This window comes from Mesorhizobium bavaricum, from assembly GCF_056781655.1.
In genome coordinates this window covers 3842816-3860279 of sequence record NZ_CM165566.1, presented here as the reverse complement: position 1 = coordinate 3860279, position 17464 = coordinate 3842816, and the positions used below count along the sequence as shown (strand labels likewise).

Genomic DNA, 17464 nt, shown 5'->3' with positions numbered 1-17464 from the left:
CTTCAGATCATCTGGAATTTTCCGGTGGTCTTGAATCGCAGATAGGCCTCGATGCTGCGCGCCATATTGGGCAGCGTTTCGGGCAAGCTGTCGACGGCGAACCAGCCGACCGCGCTGCTCTCGTCGTCGGTGACGGCCGGCTCGCCTTCAAACGATCGCGTGTAGAACATCAGCGCGAAGAACTGGGCGCGATCGCCATTCGGAAACTGGAAGGTTTCATGGCGCGGGTCACAGCCAAACCCGAACGGCTCGACATCGCTGACGATCAACCCGGTTTCCTCGAGTACCTCCCGGATCACCACGGTCTCCAGGCCCTCGCCTTCCTCGGCACTGCCGCCGGGCAGGCCCCACAAGCCAAAATCGGTCCGTTTCTGCAGCAGGATGCGGCCATCGGCGCGTTCGATGACGATGCGCGCGCCCGGCATCAGCACCAGACGATCACCGATCAGCGCCCGCAACTGTCCCAGATAGCTATCGGCAAAGGTCACACAAACGGCCCTCAGCGCCGGCGATTGGTTCTGCCACGCAGCGCCTCAGCCTTCCGGCTTGACCACGTCGACCGGACTGATGTCGAGCAGGTCGAGCGTGCGGCGGAGCAGCCGCACCTCGCTCTCGGCCAGCTGCGAATCCGCCTTGGCGATCTCAGCCATGTGGCGGGCCAATTGCTTGCGCCGCTCAATGTCGAGGTCACGGAACAGCGCAATGGCCTGCGAGCCGTTGGTCTCGTAGCCGAACTCGTTGAGATATTCGATGACGCTGTCGATGCTGGTTTCGGCGATGCCGAAGGCGTCCTTGCAGATCCTCCGGAAGGCAACCATCTCACTCTCGCTGACCGACCCGTCGGCCAGGATCATGCGGAACAGCATCAGAAGTTCCGCTGACAAGACCGGATCGTCCGCCACCTTGCGCACGCCCGGGTCGCCGTCGAAGATCGAGCGTATCTGGTCCAGCAATGCGAATGCCATCAGGGGCCTCTTTCCGATTCAGATGCGTCGCATGATTCCGTCCAAGAGCGACGCGCTTGGATAGAGGTAGCGCGGAATCGGCCTTGCGCAAACAGGGCGGTCGTGGTCGAACGCCCGATATCTCAGCCGACCGGACATCTCCATATATCAAATGATCGACCTTAGCACTCATACCGTCGCCATGCTGGCGTTCGCCGGCTTTGCCGCGGGTTTTGTCGATTCGATCGCCGGCGGTGGCGGATTGATCACCATCCCGGCGTTGCTGCTTGCCGGTTTCTCGCCGGTCGAAGCGCTTGGAACCAACAAATTGCAGGGCATGTTCGGCTCCGGGTCGGCGACGATCCACTATGCGTCCAAGGGTCATGTCGACCTGCGCCGGCAATTGCCGTCAGCGCTGCTTGCGCTTGCCGGAAGTGCTGTCGGCGCCTTGCTGGCAACGATCGTGCCAGGCGATCTCTTGCGCGCCCTCCTGCCCCTGGTGCTGATCGCCATCGCGCTCTACTTCGCGCTCAAGCCAAACATGAACGACGTCGACCGCACTGAGCGCCTGTCGCCATTCCTGTTCGGAGTGACCCTGGTTCCCGCCATCGGCTTCTATGACGGCCTGTTCGGACCGGGCGCCGGCTCCTTCTACATGCTGGCCTTCGTCGCCCTTGCTGGATACGGCGTGCTCAAGGCGACAGCGCACACCAAGCTGCTCAATTTCGCCTCCAACATCGGCGGCTTCATCGTCTTCGCCGCTGTCGGTGTCGTCTACTGGAAGATCGGCCTGATGATGGGTGTTGCCCAGTTCCTTGGCGCCCGCGTCGGCGCCAGCCTGGCCATGCGCGTCGGCGCAAGACTGATCAAGCCATTGCTGGTGATCGTCTGCCTGGCGCTGGCCGTGAAGCTCCTGGCCGACCCGGCGAACCCGCTGCGTGTCATGATTGGTGTGTGATCACGCGCCCTGATAGAATGCCGCTGTTCGAATCATGTTGCGAGGAGCCAGACATGAATCTTAGCGCACCCACCCAGATCGTTTTTATCATTTCCGTTGTTATCGCCATCATCGGCGTTCTTGCCGCGCTTGGCGTTCTTGCGTTTATTCCACTCGCATCGGTGTGGATTGTTCTTATTGCTTTCATCGTGCTTGCCGGCGGCTGCTTGATGCGCGGCGCCTGACACGTTTCCCTTGAAGGGGGGACCATGAGCGCCCGGCCAAAAGCCGGGCGTTTTTGATTCTGGTCTGAGGTCTGCTAGATTTCTGTCCGTTGAAGGATGCCGATGCCAGTCGAGATGCAACGCCAGCAGGAACAGGACCGGTCGGTCGCCGGGCGGTTCGAGATGCGCCGGCGTCTTCCCAATCCTGCACTTCAAGGCACTATCACCGACATTTGCGGCTATCGCGAAATGGCGCCGGGCCATTTGCGCAATGTCGAATACGCATCGCTGACCGTGCCGCTGGTCATCAGCTTCGCCGAGCCTTTCGCCATCGGGCTCGGCAAGGCGCCGGGTGACAATGACCGCTTCGCCAGTTTCGCCGCCGGCCTCTATGCCGGACCGGTGGTGATCGAATCCTTCGGCGGCGCCTGCTGCGTTCAGGTCAACTTCACACCGCTTGGCGCACGCCGGTTCTTCCGCCGGCCGATGAGCGAACTGACCGACAGCATGATCGTCCTCGACGACGTGCTTGGCGCCGAAGGCATGGCGCTGCGTGAACGGCTCGGCAACGCGCCGGACTGGTCGGCGCGTTTCGATATCGCCGAAGCCTTCGTCGCCGCCCGTCTCGACCATGCCGCCGAAACGCCGCTCGAGATCGCCTGGGCCTATGACCGCATCATCACCTCTGGTGGCCGGACCCGCATCTCATCGCTTGCCGAAAGGCTGGGCTGGAGCCGCAAACATCTTGCCAGCGGCTTTTCCAATGCGATCGGTATCGGCCCCAAGACGCTGTCGCGCATCGTGCGCTTCAACCGGGCGCTCGGCCTGTCGAGGCAGTCGACTGCCGACTGGGCGGATATCGCCGCGGACTGCGGCTATGCCGACCAGGCGCATCTGGTGCGTGAGTTCCGCGACCTTGCCGGAGAAACGCCGACCGCACTTTCGGTCAGGTAACATTTCTTCAAGACGATGGAACGGCCTTCGACCAAAATTGGGATATCGACCAACCCGGATGAAGGAGTTTTCATGTCCACCACCACTGAAGCACCCCGCCTCTACCCCGCGTTGCGCTACAAGAACGCGGCAAGAATGATCGACTGGCTGTGCGATGCCTTCAGCTTCAGCGTCCGTGCCCGTTATGGCGAAGGCGATGTCGTGCACCATGCCGAATTGGTTTTCGGCTCTTCGATGATCATGCTCGGCACGGTGCGCGACGACGACTACGGCAAGATGGTGGGCGAGCCCGGCTCAGGCGGCGGCAAGTCGATCTACATTGCCGTCGACGACGCCGATGCCGCCTATGCCAAAGCCAGAAAGGCCGGCGCCACGATCATCCAGGAATTGACCAACCGCGACTATGGCAGCCGCGAGTTCATCTGCCGCGATCCGGAAGGCAGTGTCTGGTCGTTCGGCACCTACTGGCCGAAGGCAGGCGAAAAGGCGTAACCCTACCGGGCCAGCGCAAAAATCGCGTCGCAGTCGAGGTGGGTTTCCAACTCGGCTGCGACCTCGTCCAGCGCCCGCTCGACTTCGGCCCGATAGTCGATGCCGCCACCCTTGATACCGAGGCTTTCGAGGAATTTCCCGCGAAAGCCGTCGGCGCCGAACAGGCCATGCAGATAGGTGCCGACCACCTTGCCGTCAGCGGAAACGGCGCCATCCTTGACGCCATTGATGATCGCCGACGGTCGCATCATGTCCGGACCGGTGGTGCGGCCGAGGTGGATTTCGTAACCTTCGAGCGGTAGGTCGAACAGCACCGAGCGGGCGCTGACATTGCGCACTGTCTTTTCCGGTTCCATCACTGTTTCGACATCGAGCAGGCCGAGCCCTTCGGCCTCGGTGACGCTGCCTTCGATGCCGTCAGGGTCGCGCACTGTCCGGCCAAGCATCTGGAAGCCGCCGCAAATGCCGACGACATGGCCGCCCCGCTTGCGATGCGCGAGCAGATCGCCATCCCAGCCGTTCTCGCGGAATTTCAGGAGATCACCGATCGTCGACTTGGAGCCGGGGATGATCACCAGTCCGGCATCGGCGGGCAGCGGCTTTCCCGGCGGCACGAACACCACCTCGACCTGCGGTTCGGCCTTGAGCGGATCGAGATCGTCGAAATTGGCAATGCGGCCTAGCATCGGCACGGCAATCTTGAGCGCACGCGTCTCGCCGGACACCAGCCGTTCCAGCACCACCGAATCCTCCGAAGGCAAGCGTGCTGCCGCCCTCAGCCACGGCACGACGCCAAAACAGCGCCAGCCGGTGAATCCTGTGATCGACCTTAAGCCGTCGTCGAACAGCGAGACGTCGCCGCGGAACTTGTTGATGAGGTAGCCGACGATCATGCGCCGGTCTTCTTCCGGCAAGATCAGATGCGTGCCGGCGATCGAGGCGATGACGCCGCCGCGATCGATGTCACCGACCAGCACCACCGGCACGTCGGCGCGCGTCGCAAAACCCATATTGGCGATGTCGCGGCTGCGGAGATTGATCTCCGCCGGCGAACCGGCGCCCTCGACGATGACCAGATCGGCGCCCTCGCCAACCTTGCCCCAGGAGTCGAGCACGGCATCCATCAGCCGGCCCTTCAGCGCCTGATAGTCGCGAGCACGCGCTTCGCCAAACACCTTGCCCTGCACGATGATCTGGGCGCCGACATCGGTTTGCGGCTTGAGCAGCACCGGGTTCATATGCACCGATGGCGCCACACCGCATGCGATCGCCTGCAGCCATTGCGCGCGGCCGATCTCGCCACCACCGGCATTGTTGTCGCCGGGAATGTCGGCGACGGCGGCATTGTTCGACATGTTCTGCGGCTTGAAGGGACGCACCTTCAACCCACGCTTTTTTGCTGCGCGGCAGAGGCCGGCGACCAGCACCGTCTTGCCAACATCGGAGCCTGTGCCCTGCAGCATGATCGCCTTGGCCATCAGTTCCTGCCCTGAGTAGCGGTGCCGGTAATCGTGGATTTCGCCGCCAACGGCCCGCCGCGCCAGATGTAAAGCGCCAGCAATGGCTCTTCGGCCGTTCGCATGGCGTGGTTGACGTTGGAGGCGTGGTGGACGACCTCGCCGGCCGCGCGCCGGCGAAAGCCGCCCTCACCCATGCGCCATTCGGTCCCGCCGGTCAGCGGAATGTAGATTTCCTCGGCAACGTGATGGTGGTCGGGATAGACGATATCGGGGCCAAGGATCAGCAGGCCAGCGGCGACATCGTCGTTGGCGAAGTGGCCACGCGTGCCGAACATCTCCAGCCAGCCGTAATTGTCGATGAATGCCTTGCCGAAATCCGCCTCGCCATAGGTCTGTCCCCAGCAAAGATCGTTCCGGTGCTCCGCCAGCCATTGCACCAGCGGCTTGGCAGCCGGCGGCGCCAGTTCCACGGCGCGATCGAGGTGGCGCAGGCAGCCAAGCCGATGCGGCTCCAGCGCGCGAACTGACATGTCCCAGGCGATCCGCGCCACGGCATCGCGCACCAAGGTATCATCCACGGAAGCGAGATAGGCGTGGAACCGTTCCAGCAGCTCATCGAATTTTGTCGTCACATCTTGCTCCGGACATGCATTGGTGCACAGCCGCTCCGCGGAAGGTCGGGTTGCGCGGCGGCATCATTGGTCTAGATTGGTCTGCGCGAAAAGCCAAAAACGACAGGCCAGCGAGCTAGCTGGCCAGCACATAGGGAGCACGCCATGGACGCCGCGGTCGATGCGAGCACCAGCCAGTTCGAACTCAACGAGGAGCAGCGCGCCATCCAGGAGATGGCGCAGGCGTTCGCCGCCGACCGCGTCGCGCCAAACGCGCTCGACTGGGATCGCAGGAAACACTTTCCCGCCGACGTGATCCGCGAGACCGGCCCGCTCGGCCTCGGCGGCATTTACACCCGTGACGATGTCGGCGGTTCCGCGCTTGGCCGGCTCGACGCCGTGCTGATCTTCGAGGCGCTGTCGCAGGCCGATCCGGCCTTTTCATCGTTCATCTCGATCCACAACATGGTGGCCTCGATGATCGACCGTTTCGGCAATGAGGAGCAGCGCCAGCGCTTCCTACCCAAGCTCACCTCGATGGAGTGGCTGGCGAGTTATTGCCTGACCGAACCCGGTTCCGGATCCGACGCCGCGGCGCTGAAGACGCGCGCGGTGAAGAGCGGCGGCGACTATGTGCTGAACGGTACCAAGCAGTTCATCTCGGGCGCCGGCGACAGCGACGTCTACGCCGTCATGGTGCGCACCGGCGCCGACGGGCCGAAAGGCATTTCCACCATTGTTGTACCAAAAGATGCGCCCGGCCTTTCCTTCGGTGCCAACGAGCACAAGATGGGCTGGCACATGCAGTCGACCCGCCAGGTCATCTTCGAGGACTGCAAGGTGCCGTCGGAAAACCTGCTGTCGGGCGAAGGCGCCGGCTTCGGCATCGCCATGGCGGGGCTCGACGGCGGCCGGCTGAACATCGCCGCCTGTTCGCTGGGCGGCGCGCAATCGGCGCTCGACAAGGCGCTCTCCTACACCGCCGAGCGCAAGGCTTTCGGCTCCAAGATCAACCAGTTTCAGGCGCTGCAGTTCAGGCTGGCCGACATGGAGACCGAGCTGCAGGCGGCGCGCATCTTCCTCTATGCCGCCGCCTCGAAGCTCGACCGCAAGGCGCCGGATGCCGGCAAATGGTCGGCCATGGCCAAGCGCTTCGTCACCGACACCGGCTTCAATGTCGCCAACGATGCACTGCAACTGCTCGGCGGTTACGGCTATCTGCACGATTACGGCATCGAGAAGCTGGTGCGGGACCTGCGCGTGCACCAGATCCTTGAAGGCACCAACGAGATCATGCGCGTCATCATCGCGCGGGCGTTGATTGGCCGCTGACGCCAGAAGAACCCGGGAGAGAGACAATGACGACGATCGCCTTCATCGGCCTCGGCAACATGGGCAATCCAATGGCCGCCAACCTGGTCAAGGCCGGGCATGCCGTGCATGGCTTCGATCTGATGCCGGAGAATCTGGCGGTCGCGCGCGAGCATGGCGTCGTCATCATGGCCAACGCGCCGGCCGCGGTGAAGGACGCCGATGTGGTGATCACCATGCTGCCGGCCGGTAAGCATGTGTTGTCGGTCTATGAGGACATTGCCCCCAGGGCGAAAAAGGCCGCGTTGTTCATCGATTCCTCGACCATCGACGTCGAATCGGCGCGCAAGGCGCATGCCGTCGCCGCCAAACACGGCCTACGGTCCATCGATGCGCCCGTCTCGGGCGGCACCGGCGGCGCGGCGGCCGGCACGCTGACCTTCATGGCCGGTGGTTCCGACGATGCCTTCGCCGCCGCCGAGCCGATCCTGAAGCCGATGGCCGGGCGCATCGTCCATTGCGGCGGCGACGGCGCCGGACAGGCGGCCAAGATTTGCAACAACATGATCCTCGGCATTTCCATGATCGGCGTCGCCGAAGCCTTCGTGCTGGCGGAAAAGCTCGGCCTGTCGCATCAGGCGCTGTTTGATGTCGCCTCGACATCTTCCGGCCAGTGCTGGTCGTTGACCACCTATTGTCCCGTGCCCGGCCCTGTGCCGACATCGCCCGCCAACCGCGACTACAAGCCCGGCTTTGCCGCCGCACTGATGCTGAAGGACCTGAAGCTGGCGCAGGAAGCAGCACAAGGTTCCGGCGCGGTGACCCCGCTTGGTGCCGAGGCAGCCCAGCTCTATGCGCTGTTCAACGCTCAGGGGCATGCGGGCGCCGATTTTTCCGGCATCATTAATTTTCTGCGCGGCGCAAATCCATAAACTACTAAAATGACTGGGTTTTTTCGCACATCTTGAGAGAAACCCCGTGAAATTTAGGTTTGCTTAAGGTCTCGATAACCCCCCGGTAACGATGTCTCTATAAAACGGAATGCGAGGCGGACATATCGCGTTCGCCCGGCGCTCCGGATCAGGTCTCGCGTACCGGAGCCCGTAAGTTTCGCCAAGTGTTTGAGTAGCGAAGTGCCGTGCGTATCTGGCAAAAGCCGCGTTCCCGATGGAGCGCGGTTTTTGCGTTTCTGCGGATCTGTCTGCGCAACCTGGTTTTATATTCCGATTGCCGCATTCGGGATCGAGACATGATCTTCGTTGATCAGCACGATCGGTGCATCGGCTCCCTCGACCCTGACCACCAGCAGGCGCAGGCTCCACGTGCCGGCCGTCCGGACAGCGGTTGAGTACGCGGTGCCCTTGCCCGTGGCGCCATGGACCGGAATGCTGAACTGGGCGTCGCCCGCCCCATTCGCATTGACATTGAGATGGCCACCGACCCAGAAACTGTCGGCCACGCCATCACCGAGAGCGGTCTTGACGCGATCGTCGGCGCGTAGCTTGTCCATCGTCATGTGATAGGCATCGCTGCCTTTCAGGACGTAGGGGATGCCGCCGACCATCGCCGCACAGCCGCCGATGCTGACCACCCAGACGGCAAGGCCGGCGATTGCCCAGTTGCGTTGCGTCTTGCGGAACTGTTCCGCGTCGCGCCAGACGCGGTTCTGCCAGGCCCAGCGGCTGCCGCGCGCACCCAGCACGATGATCATGATGATGTTGACGACAGGGATCAGCGCCAGCAGGGCGATGAAGGTGCTGTTGCCGATACCCCAGATCCAGTTGAGGAAGAAGGCGCCCCAGTTCCAGCGGTCGAGTTCAGCCGGAATTTCGGCGGGCTGGTTGAGCGGTTGTCCGGCCATGATGTTCCCCATCGGCAGATGTGCCTGACAGGGTTCTAACGTATGACCTCGAAAAACGGGAATCGGTTTTTCTGGATCGGCCTTTCGTTGTCAGGCCTTGTTGGACAGCCGGCGAAAGTTCGCTTTCACCGCGCGGCTGGCCGGCTTCAGCGCGGCGCTGATCGACTGTTCGGCCGCGACGCCGTTCAGCAGCGACGGTGTGCGGCCGGAAAAGATTTCCGGCCAGAACCGCGACGCCGACTGCAGGAAAGACATCTGCGCCGCAAGCGCGCCTTCGGTCATTGCCACGGTCTTCTCGTTTACCGCACGCGCCGTCTCGGTGCCCCATGGCTGGCTGCTCCCGGCATCCATGGCCATCAACGGCAGCCGCATCATCGCCACCAGCGGCGCCAGCATCAGGTCACCGCCGATGCTGGCCGCCTCTTGCGTCCGTCGGCTGTTGCCGGTCTTTCTCATGAAATCAAACCCCTTTTCGCGGCCGAATCAGCCACTGCCCACACACTACGCGCTGGGGATGGTATTCGTTCCCAATGTTTCTCGAGGCCGGGCGTTCCTATCGAAAGAACGCCCGGTCAAGGGTCGTGCTCTACCGCTTGCGCAGATCCGCCTGTGCCAGATCCAGCGCCCTGGCGATACGATCACAGGCCATGTCGATCGTGTCGCGGGTCCAGATCAGTGGCGGCGACAGGATCATCGTGTCGCCGGTGGCGCGCAGCATCATGCCTTGCGCGATCGCGTGGTCACGGACGGTCACCGCCGCACTTCCCGCCGGCAGGAACCGCTCCTTGGTCGCCTTGTCCTTGACGATCTCGATCGCGCCCATCAGCCCGATCGAACGCACCTCGCCGACCAGATCATGCCCGGCAATGCGCTCCTGCAAGGCCTTGGCAAAATACGGACCGGTGTCGTTCCTGACACGGTCGACCAGCCCTTCCCGCTCGATGATTTCGAGGTTCTTCAGCGCCACGGCACAGGCCACCGGGTGACCGGAATAGGTGTAGCCGTGATTGAACTCGCCACCCTTCTCGACCAGCGTCGCGGCGATGCGGTCGCCGACCAGCAATGCCGACAGCGGCTGATAGCCAGAGGTCAGCGCCTTGGCCGTGGTGATGGTGTCGGGCTCGATGCCGAGCGTTTGTGCTGCGAACCACTCGCCGGTGCGGCCGTAACCCGTGATGACCTCGTCCAGCATCAGCAGGGCATCGTATTTGCGGCAGATGCGCTGCACTTCCGGCCAGTAGCTGACCGGCGGTATCTTCACGCCGCCCGCTCCCATCACCGGCTCGCCGATGAAGGCTGCAACCTTGTCGGCACCGGCTTCGAGGATCGCATCCTCGACGGCCTTTGCCGCCCGCAGGCCGAAATCATGATCGCTCTCGCCAGGCAGCGCCAGCTCATAGGCATAAGGCATCATCACATGGACGATGTTGGGCACCGCACCGCCGAGCTGCTTGTGCATGCCATCCATGCCGCCGAGCGAGGTGCCGGCAACGGTCGAGCCGTGATAGGCCATCTTGCGCGAGATGATGCGGTTCTTCTCCGGCTTGCCTTCCAGCACCCAGTAGTGGCGCACGAGACGCAGCGCCGTGTCGTTGGCTTCCGAACCGGACGAGCCGTAGAACACCTGGTTGACGTGCTTCGGCGCGATCTCAGCCAATTTCTTGGACAACAGCACCGGCGTCGGCGTCGAGCATTTGAAGAATGAGTTGTAGTAGGGCAATTCCTTCATCTGCGCGTAGGCGGCATCGGCCAGTTCGTCGCGGCCATAGCCGATGTTGACGCACCACAGCCCGGCCATGCCGTCGAGGATCTCAGCCCCTTCGGAATCGTAGATGAACGGCCCATTGGCATGGGTGATGATGCGCGAGCCGGCTTCGCGCAGTTCCTTGTGGTCGGTGAACGGGTGGAGATGGTGCGCGGCGTCGATCTGCTGAAGCTGCTTCAGCGAATAATTCTGATAGGTCATGAATCTGATCTTTCCTCTGGATTCTATCCGGCTGCGCCGGGGCGAATTCGTCAGAGGAAAGCAGGTGGCGAATATCCGATGCGGGCGCACAGCCGCAAAAGCTCGGCGCGCAGCGTGCGCGGTGACGGTGTCACCGCGACCCGGAATGCGCGAGCCGATATCCTGACGAGAGCCATGGACGGCACCTTAGAGCAATTCCGGTCAAAGTGTGAAACGGTTTTCACGCGAAAAGCGCGTAGCGCTTTCCCCAGGGAATTGCGTCAAGAGCAAAGGGCGGTCGAGGTGAACCACCCTTTGCGTCCGCGCCGCCTAGGGCTCATCTCAGGCCTTGCCGCTTAGCGCCCTTTGCAGGAAGACATATTTCATCGCCGTCTGCGCCGCCTGCGGCCGGCGGTCGCCGCGTCCACCATGTCCACCTTCGGTCTCCTCGAAGAACAGCGTCCGCGCATGGCCGGCCTCCTGCAGGCGGGCGGCCATCTTGCGCGCATGGCCGGGATGGACGCGGTCGTCCGCCGTCGACGTCGTCAGCAGCACCGGCGGATAGGCTGCACCGGCGTCGACATGCTGGTAGGGCGAGTAGGCCGAAAGCCACTTCGCATCTTGCGGTTTCGACGGATCGCCATACTCAGCCGCCCACGAGGCGCCGGGCGGCAATTCGGTGTAGCGCAGCATGTCGAGCAGCGGCACCTCGATGATGACGGCACCGAAAAGCTCGGGATGCTGCGTCAAGGAAACGCCGGTCAGCAGGCCGCCATTCGAGCCACCCTGGATGCCGAGCGAAGCGGCTGTGGCAATGCCACGCCTGACGACATCCTGCGCAACAGCGGCGAAATCGTCGAACCCGTTCTGGCGATTCCCTTGAGCGCGGCCTGATGCCAGGCCGGACCGAATTCGCCGCCGCCGCGGATGCAGGCCTGCACATAAGCATTGCCCTTCTCCAGCCACAGCCTGCCGCGCACGCCGGCATAGCCGGGCAGCAGCGGCACTTCGAAGCCGCCATAGCCATAGAGCAGCGTCGGCACTGGACCCTTCTGGTCGCGTCGCCGGACGACGAAATAGGGGATCATCGTGCCGTCCTTCGAGCGTGCCTCGAACTGTTCCGAAATCAGCGGAGAGGCATCGAAACGCGCCGGCTGCGACTTCACGGTGGCCAGCGTCTCGCCATTGTCATCCGACCAGATGATCGAGCTCGGAGTCAGGAAATCGGTGAAGGAGAAGGAAACGCTGGAGCCGAAATGTTCGGCATGGCTGAGGCCGACATTGCCGTTTTCGGGCAGCGCCACAGGCTTCAGCGCCCAGCTTCCATCGTTACGTTCGCAGACGACGACCTTGCCGCGCACATTGTCCATCAGGTTGATGAACAGACGGTCCTGCGTGCGGGCAATGCCGGCAATCGACACGCGATACGCCGGCTCCAGCAAAGTCTCCACCGGGCCGAGCGTGCCGGTCTCGACCCAACGCGCCAGGTCCAGCGAATAGAGGCCGTCGGGTTTGCACGATGTGCCATCGGGCGCCGTCCACGGGCTGCGCACGCCGAAGACGAGCTGATCTCTGAAGATCGCCGTATCGGTCATGTCGTCAGGCAGCGGCAAACGCTTGTTCTCGCCCGAAGGCAGCCGCAGGAAGATATTCGAGGCGAAGAAATCGAGCGTCCGAGCCAGGATCAGATAGCGTCGGTCGCCATCGAACTCGAGGGCGGCACCGACAGCGAGATCCTCCTTCTGCGCCTCGAAGATCGGTGTCGCGTCTTCCAGTTTGGTGCCACGCTTCCACAGCTTGATCACGCGCGGATAGCCGGACTGCGTCTTGTCGGCCTCTTCGAAGGCCGCCGAGACGATGACAGTGTCCTTGTCCAACCAGCCGAAGCCCGACTTCGAGGCCGGCGCGCGAAACCCGCCTTCGACAAAGGATTTGCTCTCGATATCGAATTCACGCATCTCGCTGGCGTCACCACCGTCCGGCGACATCGAGACCAGGCACAGGTTGAAGTCCGGATAGAGCCGGCTGGCGCCGCTGAACACCCACTTGATCCCATCCTTCGCCGCAAGCTCGTCGAAGTCGACGATCGTTTCCCAATCCGGCTTCTCGGTCTTGTAGGAAGCGACCGTCGTGCGGCGCCACACGCCGAGCACATTGGTCTTGTCCTGCCAGAAATTGTAGACATGTCCGGCAATGGCGGCGCCGACCGCGATGTTGTCCTCGGCCGTCATCAGGTCGAGGGCGGTCTGGAACGCCGCCTGATAGGACGGATCGCCCTGCAACTCGCCAACCGTGACCTCGTTCTGACCATGCACCCAGTCGAGCGACTCTTTGCTGGTCCTGTCCTCCAGCCAGAGGAACGGATCGTCGGTCAAAGGGGTGGAATTGGACGTATTGGTGATGGGCTTGGTCATGAGATCTCCGATAAACGCGTCGCTGTTGGCACTGCCAACATCGATATGCTTTGTCCGATATTCAATATGTTCAGCCGACGATTGAGGCTTTCCGTCGGCCAGTAAGGCTCGCAATCGCCAGTGCCAGACATAGCAGGCCGAGTGTGATCGGCAGGCCTCTTGCCCCCACAATGTCCATCGCAGTGCCCGCCAGTGGCGGCACGGCGATGCCGCCGACGCCCCACATCAAGGAGAAGGCCGCGTTGCCGGCAACCAGTGTCGAGCCGGTGAAGCGTTCGCCGAGCTCAATGATCGACATCGTGTAGATGCCGTAAGAGACGGCGCCCCAGACAAAGATCATCGGCCAGATCAGTGGCGTGTCGATGACGATCGGCAGGAGCAGGCAGCCGAGCACCGTGATCGCGACGCAGGCAAGCCGCACAAGACGCGACGAGAGCCTTTCCGCCAGCAGGCCGAGCGGCACCTGCATGGCGATGTTGCCGGCGATCATCACCGACAGCAGCGCCGACATGCGGGGCTCGGGGATGCCGTGATGGGTGCCGTAGACCGGTAGCAAGGCCAGCGCGCCCTGCTCGAAGCCTGCGGCCACGATCACGGCAAACAAAAGCAGCCACGCCAGCGGCACGAAGCCAAGCACGGAAACCCGATGCCCGGCCTCATCGACCTTGGGCAAGCGCGGCAGCACCGAGGCCAGACAGATGCCACACAACACGAAGGCGAAAATGCCGACGAGGAATGGCGGCCAGCCTTCCGTGCCGACGGCAAGCAGGCACAGCGGCCCAGCCGCAAAGCCGGCCGAGATGATCGTCGAATAGACGCCCATGACGCGGCCTCGCCGCGCCGGCGGCGCCAGCGCGATCACCCAGATCTCGCTCAGCACGTAGAGCGGGTTGGTCACCACGCCGATCAGCAAGCGCAGTGGAAACCACAAATAGACATTCTGCGTCCAGCCGATCAGCGCCAGCACGATTGCCGAAAGCGCCGCACAGGTGAGCGCCGTGCGCCCTGCCCCGAACCGGCGCGCCAGCGCCGGTATCAGCGGCGACGAGACGATGAAGCCGACCGGTGTCATTGCCGCCGACAGACCGATCATCGCCGGCGACACGCCCTGCCGCTGCAGGATGAAGCTCAGCAGCGGATAGGACAGCCCCTGCGCGATGGCGAACACCGAAACGGTGGCGATCACGCCAGTGATCGCAGCCCATTGCATTCCCATCTCGCTGTTGCCCGAACCGCTCGCGATCATGCGTTGCCGCTCCGGCGCACGGACGAGCGATACAGTGCGAACATCACCAGCAACGCGTCGAGGCCGGCGATCACGACCGGCAGGCCAAGCGGGCCGATGCCTTGCATGAGCAGGCCGGCGCCGGGCGGCCCGACGATGCCGCCGGCGCCCCACATCAGCGCAAAGGCGGCGTTGCCGGCGACCAGCACCGAGCCCTTGAACCGGCTGCCCAGTTCGACCAGCGCCATCGTGTAGACGCCGTAGCCGACCGCGCCCATCACCAGCAGCACGCCCCAGATCAGCGGCGTCATGATCAGCAGCGGCAGCAAGAGCGCGCAGGTGGCGGTCGCCAGCGCACAGACGATGATCATGGCGCGGCCGCCAAAACGCTCCGCCAGCAGGCCGAGAGGAATCTGCAGCAGGATGTTACCCAGCGAAAGCGCCATCACCAGCGAGGCAAGCACGGCTTCCGCCAGGCCGTAGCTGGAGCCGAAGACCGGGACCAGCGCATAGGTGCTCTGCTGGACCGCGGCCGAAACCAGAACGGCAAGCAGCAGTGCCGGCGCCACCCTGGCAAAGCCGACAAGGCCGCTGGCGGGCTGGCCGTCCTCCTCGAAACCGGTCAGCTTTGACGAGACGGCGCGCAGGATCACCGCACACAGCGTGAAGCCGGCGACACCGACCAGGAAGGGAGCCCAGCCCGACGTGCCCAGCAGGGTCAGCGCGAATGGCCCGGCCGCGTAACCGGCCCCCATCAGCGTGTTGAACACGCCCATGACCCGGCCCCGCCGCGATGGCGGCGCCAGCGACAGCGCCCAGACCTCGCCAAGGATGTAGAGCGGGTTGATGACCACACCAATGATGAAACGGATGACGAACCAGGCCACCCAGTCCTGCAGATAACCGATGGCCAGGAAGCAGATCGCGCCGATCAGCGAGCAGCCGACCGCCAGCGTGCGCGCGCCGACCAGCCGCACCGCGGCCGGCACGAAGGAAGCCGACAGGATCAGCCCGAGCGGCATCATCGCCGCTGACAGGCCGATCAGCGCCGGCGACATGCCCTGTTTCTGCATCAGCAGCGTGAACAGCGGCGAGCTCAGCCCTTGCGCCGCGCCGAACATAGCAAGTGCCGCGGTGACGCCGGCAAGCGCCGCCCACTGCGTTCCCGCTTCGCCTTCGCTCGAGCTGGTCGCGACCATGCTGCAATCCATGTGAAATGCTGGCCATCCGACCGGCGAGCCCGACTAGCTACTGGTTCGATCCGGGTAAAGGAAGGGCCGGTGGGCGAAATCCGCTTGCGCCAACGGGACGGTGCGGCCAAGCCGATCTCCTGGCCGCGCAACTGCCGTTCCGGCATGTCGCTTCCCTCGCCCTAGTGGTCGCCGCCTCCGCAATGGCCGGCCGGTCGCCGGTCCATTATGCCGCCCGCTATTGCATCGTACGAGGACCATCATGACCGCCGCCCTACAACCTGCAGAACCGGCATTGGCCACCGACCGCGCCCGTCGCGGCGGCCGCGCCGGAAAGCGCGCCGGCGGCTCGGCCGCGTTCGAGCAGCCGGCCTTCCGCCAGCTGAAAAACCCGCTGACACCGACCAGGCTGGTGTCGGACGACGAGCTGGAATCGATCCATCTCGCCTCCTTGCGCGTGCTGCGGGAAATCGGCGTCGATGTTCTGCATGACGAGGCCCGGCGCATCATGAAGGCGCACGGCGCCGACGTGCGCGACGGCAGCGAGCGGGTGCGCTTCGACAGCGACATGATCCTCGAGCTGGTGTCGCACTGCCCGTCGGAATTCACCATCCATGCGCGCAATCCCGCACACAATGTGCGCTTCGGCGGCAACAATGTGATCATTTCGATGATGGCGTCGGCGCCCAATTGCTCCGACATCGATCGCGGCCGCCGGCCAGGCAACCAGCAGGACTACCGCAACTTCCTCAAGCTTGCGCAGATGCACAACATCCTGAACTGCACGGGCGGCTATCCGGTCGAGCCGACCGACATCCATCCGTCCGTCCGCCACCTCGAATGCATCCGCGATCTCAGCGTGCTCACCGACAAGGTGTTCCATATCTATTCCCTCGGCAAGGAGCGCAACGTCGACGGCATCGAGATCGCCAGGATCGCGCGCGGCATCAGCCACGAGCAGCTGCTCGAGGAGCCGTCGGTCTTCACCATCATCAACACCAACTCGCCGCTCAAGCTCGATGTGCCGATGATGGAAGGCATCATCCAGATGTCGAGCAAGGGCCAGGTCGTTGTCGTCACGCCATTCACGCTGTCGGGCGCCATGGCGCCCGTGACCATCGCCGGCGCGCTGGTGCAGCAGAACGCCGAGGCGCTTGCCGGCATCGCCTTCGCGCAAATGGTGCGCAGGGGCGCGCCGGTGGGCTATGGCGGCTTCACCTCCAATGTCGACATGAAGTCCGGTTCACCGGCCTTCGGCACGCCGGAATACATGAAGGCGCAGCTCGTCGGTGGCCAGCTTGCCCGCCGCTACAACATCCCCTACCGCACCTCCAACACCTGCGCCGCCAACACGGTCGACGCGCAGGCGGCTTATGAGAGCGTGTTCTCGCTGTGGGGCGCCATTCAGGGCGGCGGCAATCTGATGATGCATGCGGCCGGCTGGCTCGAGGGCGGCCTGCGCTGCTCCTACGAAAAGACCATTCTCGACATCGACCTGCTGCAGATGGTGGCGGAGTTCCTGACCCCGCTCGACTTGTCCGAAGAGGCGCTCGGCTTCGACGCCATCCAGTCGGTCGGCCCCGGCGGCCATTTCTTCGGCACCCAGCACACGCAGGACCGCTACAAGACCGCCTTCTATTCGCCGATCCTGTCCGACTGGCGCAATTTCGAGACCTGGGCAGAAGCTGGCTCGCCGACAGCGCTCGAAAAGGCCAACAAGGTGTGGAAGGAGCGGCTGGCATCCTACGAAGAACCCTATTTGGACCCGGCCATCCGCGAAGAACTCAACGACTTCGTCGACAAGCGCCGGTCCGAGGGCGGCGCGCCGACCGATTTTTGATCGCCCGGCATCCGACTTTGGCATCGCGGCGCACCGCACACCAAACAACTGATTCA

17 protein-coding genes and 1 pseudogene are annotated in these 17464 nt (G+C 63.6%); 7 read left to right on the top strand and 11 right to left on the bottom strand.

Features of this window, described 5'->3' with window-relative positions; translation table 11 throughout:
* Window positions 1-2: 2 nt before the first annotated feature.
* Both AC1RZR_RS18910 and AC1RZR_RS18905 read right to left on the bottom strand, forming a co-directional pair.
* Window positions 3-488, bottom strand: a complete 486-nt coding sequence (locus AC1RZR_RS18910) for an NUDIX domain-containing protein (protein WP_481825573.1) — start codon at window positions 486-488, stop codon at window positions 3-5.
* Window positions 489-533: 45 nt separating this feature from the next.
* The gene (locus tag AC1RZR_RS18905; protein WP_379096634.1) at window positions 534-965 is read right to left on the bottom strand and encodes a TerB family tellurite resistance protein; all 432 of its coding nucleotides are present in this window, start codon (window positions 963-965) and stop codon (window positions 534-536) included.
* A 151-nt stretch (window positions 966-1116) separates the two neighbouring features.
* Between AC1RZR_RS18905 and AC1RZR_RS18900 the strand changes: the two genes are divergently transcribed.
* From AC1RZR_RS18900 to AC1RZR_RS18885, 4 genes are all read left to right on the top strand, one after another.
* Window positions 1117-1902, top strand: a complete 786-nt coding sequence (locus tag AC1RZR_RS18900; RefSeq protein ID WP_477271985.1) for a TSUP family transporter — start codon at window positions 1117-1119, stop codon at window positions 1900-1902.
* Between the two features lie 53 nt (window positions 1903-1955).
* The gene (locus tag AC1RZR_RS18895) at window positions 1956-2126 is read left to right on the top strand and encodes a hypothetical protein (protein WP_023812274.1); all 171 of its coding nucleotides are present in this window, start codon (window positions 1956-1958) and stop codon (window positions 2124-2126) included.
* 102 nt (window positions 2127-2228) lie between these two features.
* On the top strand, window positions 2229-3059 hold the full coding sequence (locus tag AC1RZR_RS18890; RefSeq protein ID WP_481825572.1) for a helix-turn-helix domain-containing protein: 831 nt from the start codon (window positions 2229-2231) through the stop codon (window positions 3057-3059).
* A gap of 72 nt (window positions 3060-3131) precedes the next feature.
* Window positions 3132-3551, top strand: a complete 420-nt coding sequence (locus AC1RZR_RS18885) for a VOC family protein (RefSeq protein WP_481825571.1) — start codon at window positions 3132-3134, stop codon at window positions 3549-3551.
* 2 nt (window positions 3552-3553) lie between these two features.
* On the opposite strand, the gene AC1RZR_RS18880 is transcribed toward AC1RZR_RS18885, so the two are convergent.
* Both AC1RZR_RS18880 and AC1RZR_RS18875 read right to left on the bottom strand, forming a co-directional pair.
* Window positions 3554-5029, bottom strand: a complete 1476-nt coding sequence (locus tag AC1RZR_RS18880) for a cobyric acid synthase (protein ID WP_481825570.1) — start codon at window positions 5027-5029, stop codon at window positions 3554-3556.
* Entirely contained in the window at window positions 5029-5643 is a 615-nt protein-coding gene (locus AC1RZR_RS18875; RefSeq protein WP_481825569.1) for a dimethylsulfonioproprionate lyase family protein, read from the bottom strand. The genes AC1RZR_RS18880 and AC1RZR_RS18875 overlap by 1 nt, the downstream gene beginning before the upstream one ends.
* Window positions 5644-5787: 144 nt before the next feature.
* Between AC1RZR_RS18875 and AC1RZR_RS18870 the strand changes: the two genes are divergently transcribed.
* On the top strand, window positions 5788-6954 hold the full coding sequence (locus AC1RZR_RS18870) for an isobutyryl-CoA dehydrogenase (RefSeq protein WP_481825568.1): 1167 nt from the start codon (window positions 5788-5790) through the stop codon (window positions 6952-6954).
* A 26-nt stretch (window positions 6955-6980) separates the two neighbouring features.
* Entirely contained in the window at window positions 6981-7865 is an 885-nt protein-coding gene (gene mmsB, locus AC1RZR_RS18865; protein WP_477271998.1) for a 3-hydroxyisobutyrate dehydrogenase, read from the top strand.
* Window positions 7866-8149: 284 nt separating this feature from the next.
* Here the strand turns inward: mmsB and AC1RZR_RS18860 are convergent, their stop codons facing one another.
* From AC1RZR_RS18860 to AC1RZR_RS18830, 7 genes and pseudogenes are all read right to left on the bottom strand, one after another.
* Complete coding sequence (locus AC1RZR_RS18860; protein WP_481825567.1) at window positions 8150-8794, bottom strand: cytochrome c oxidase assembly factor Coa1 family protein; 645 nt, start codon at window positions 8792-8794, stop codon at window positions 8150-8152.
* 90 nt (window positions 8795-8884) lie between these two features.
* On the bottom strand, window positions 8885-9250 hold the full coding sequence (locus tag AC1RZR_RS18855) for a hypothetical protein (RefSeq protein ID WP_481825566.1): 366 nt from the start codon (window positions 9248-9250) through the stop codon (window positions 8885-8887).
* A gap of 130 nt (window positions 9251-9380) precedes the next feature.
* A complete protein-coding gene (locus AC1RZR_RS18850; RefSeq protein ID WP_481825565.1) occupies window positions 9381-10760 on the bottom strand; it encodes an aspartate aminotransferase family protein in 1380 nt (459 codons plus the stop codon).
* Window positions 10761-10810: 50 nt separating this feature from the next.
* Entirely contained in the window at window positions 10811-10936 is a 126-nt protein-coding gene (locus AC1RZR_RS18845) for a capsid protein (protein ID WP_477272006.1), read from the bottom strand.
* Between the two features lie 145 nt (window positions 10937-11081).
* Window positions 11082-13153 (bottom strand): annotated as a pseudogene (locus AC1RZR_RS18840) (prolyl oligopeptidase family serine peptidase).
* 70 nt (window positions 13154-13223) lie between these two features.
* Window positions 13224-14399, bottom strand: coding sequence for an MFS transporter (locus AC1RZR_RS18835; RefSeq protein ID WP_477272010.1), 1176 nt, complete (start codon window positions 14397-14399; stop codon window positions 13224-13226).
* Entirely contained in the window at window positions 14396-15577 is a 1182-nt protein-coding gene (locus tag AC1RZR_RS18830; RefSeq protein WP_481825564.1) for an MFS transporter, read from the bottom strand. Before AC1RZR_RS18830 ends, AC1RZR_RS18835 begins: the two co-directional genes overlap by 4 nt.
* A gap of 253 nt (window positions 15578-15830) precedes the next feature.
* Here AC1RZR_RS18830 and AC1RZR_RS18825 point away from each other — a divergent pair, with 253 nt between their 5' ends.
* On the top strand, window positions 15831-17408 hold the full coding sequence (locus AC1RZR_RS18825; protein ID WP_477272014.1) for a trimethylamine methyltransferase family protein: 1578 nt from the start codon (window positions 15831-15833) through the stop codon (window positions 17406-17408).
* Window positions 17409-17464 lie beyond the last annotated feature (56 nt).

Bases quoted from the DNA above. Each gene is read 5' to 3' on its own strand.
- AC1RZR_RS18860 (WP_481825567.1), bottom strand. From the start codon at position 8,794: ATGGCCGGACAACCGCTCAACCAGCCCGCCGAAATTCCGGCTGAACTC.
- AC1RZR_RS18885 (WP_481825571.1), top strand. From the start codon at position 3,132: ATGTCCACCACCACTGAAGCACCCCGCCTCTACCCCGCGTTGCGCTAC.
- AC1RZR_RS18825 (WP_477272014.1), top strand. From the start codon at position 15,831: ATGACCGCCGCCCTACAACCTGCAGAACCGGCATTGGCCACCGACCGC.
- AC1RZR_RS18900 (WP_477271985.1), top strand. From the start codon at position 1,117: ATGATCGACCTTAGCACTCATACCGTCGCCATGCTGGCGTTCGCCGGC.
- mmsB (WP_477271998.1), top strand. From the start codon at position 6,981: ATGACGACGATCGCCTTCATCGGCCTCGGCAACATGGGCAATCCAATG.
- AC1RZR_RS18850 (WP_481825565.1), bottom strand. From the start codon at position 10,760: ATGACCTATCAGAATTATTCGCTGAAGCAGCTTCAGCAGATCGACGCC.
- AC1RZR_RS18890 (WP_481825572.1), top strand. From the start codon at position 2,229: ATGCCAGTCGAGATGCAACGCCAGCAGGAACAGGACCGGTCGGTCGCC.
- AC1RZR_RS18830 (WP_481825564.1), bottom strand. From the start codon at position 15,577: ATGGTCGCGACCAGCTCGAGCGAAGGCGAAGCGGGAACGCAGTGGGCG.
- AC1RZR_RS18880 (WP_481825570.1), bottom strand. From the start codon at position 5,029: ATGGCCAAGGCGATCATGCTGCAGGGCACAGGCTCCGATGTTGGCAAG.
- AC1RZR_RS18870 (WP_481825568.1), top strand. From the start codon at position 5,788: ATGGACGCCGCGGTCGATGCGAGCACCAGCCAGTTCGAACTCAACGAG.
- AC1RZR_RS18845 (WP_477272006.1), bottom strand. From the start codon at position 10,936: ATGGCTCTCGTCAGGATATCGGCTCGCGCATTCCGGGTCGCGGTGACA.
- AC1RZR_RS18905 (WP_379096634.1), bottom strand. From the start codon at position 965: ATGGCATTCGCATTGCTGGACCAGATACGCTCGATCTTCGACGGCGAC.
- AC1RZR_RS18855 (WP_481825566.1), bottom strand. From the start codon at position 9,250: ATGAGAAAGACCGGCAACAGCCGACGGACGCAAGAGGCGGCCAGCATC.
- AC1RZR_RS18835 (WP_477272010.1), bottom strand. From the start codon at position 14,399: ATGATCGCGAGCGGTTCGGGCAACAGCGAGATGGGAATGCAATGGGCT.
- AC1RZR_RS18895 (WP_023812274.1), top strand. From the start codon at position 1,956: ATGAATCTTAGCGCACCCACCCAGATCGTTTTTATCATTTCCGTTGTT.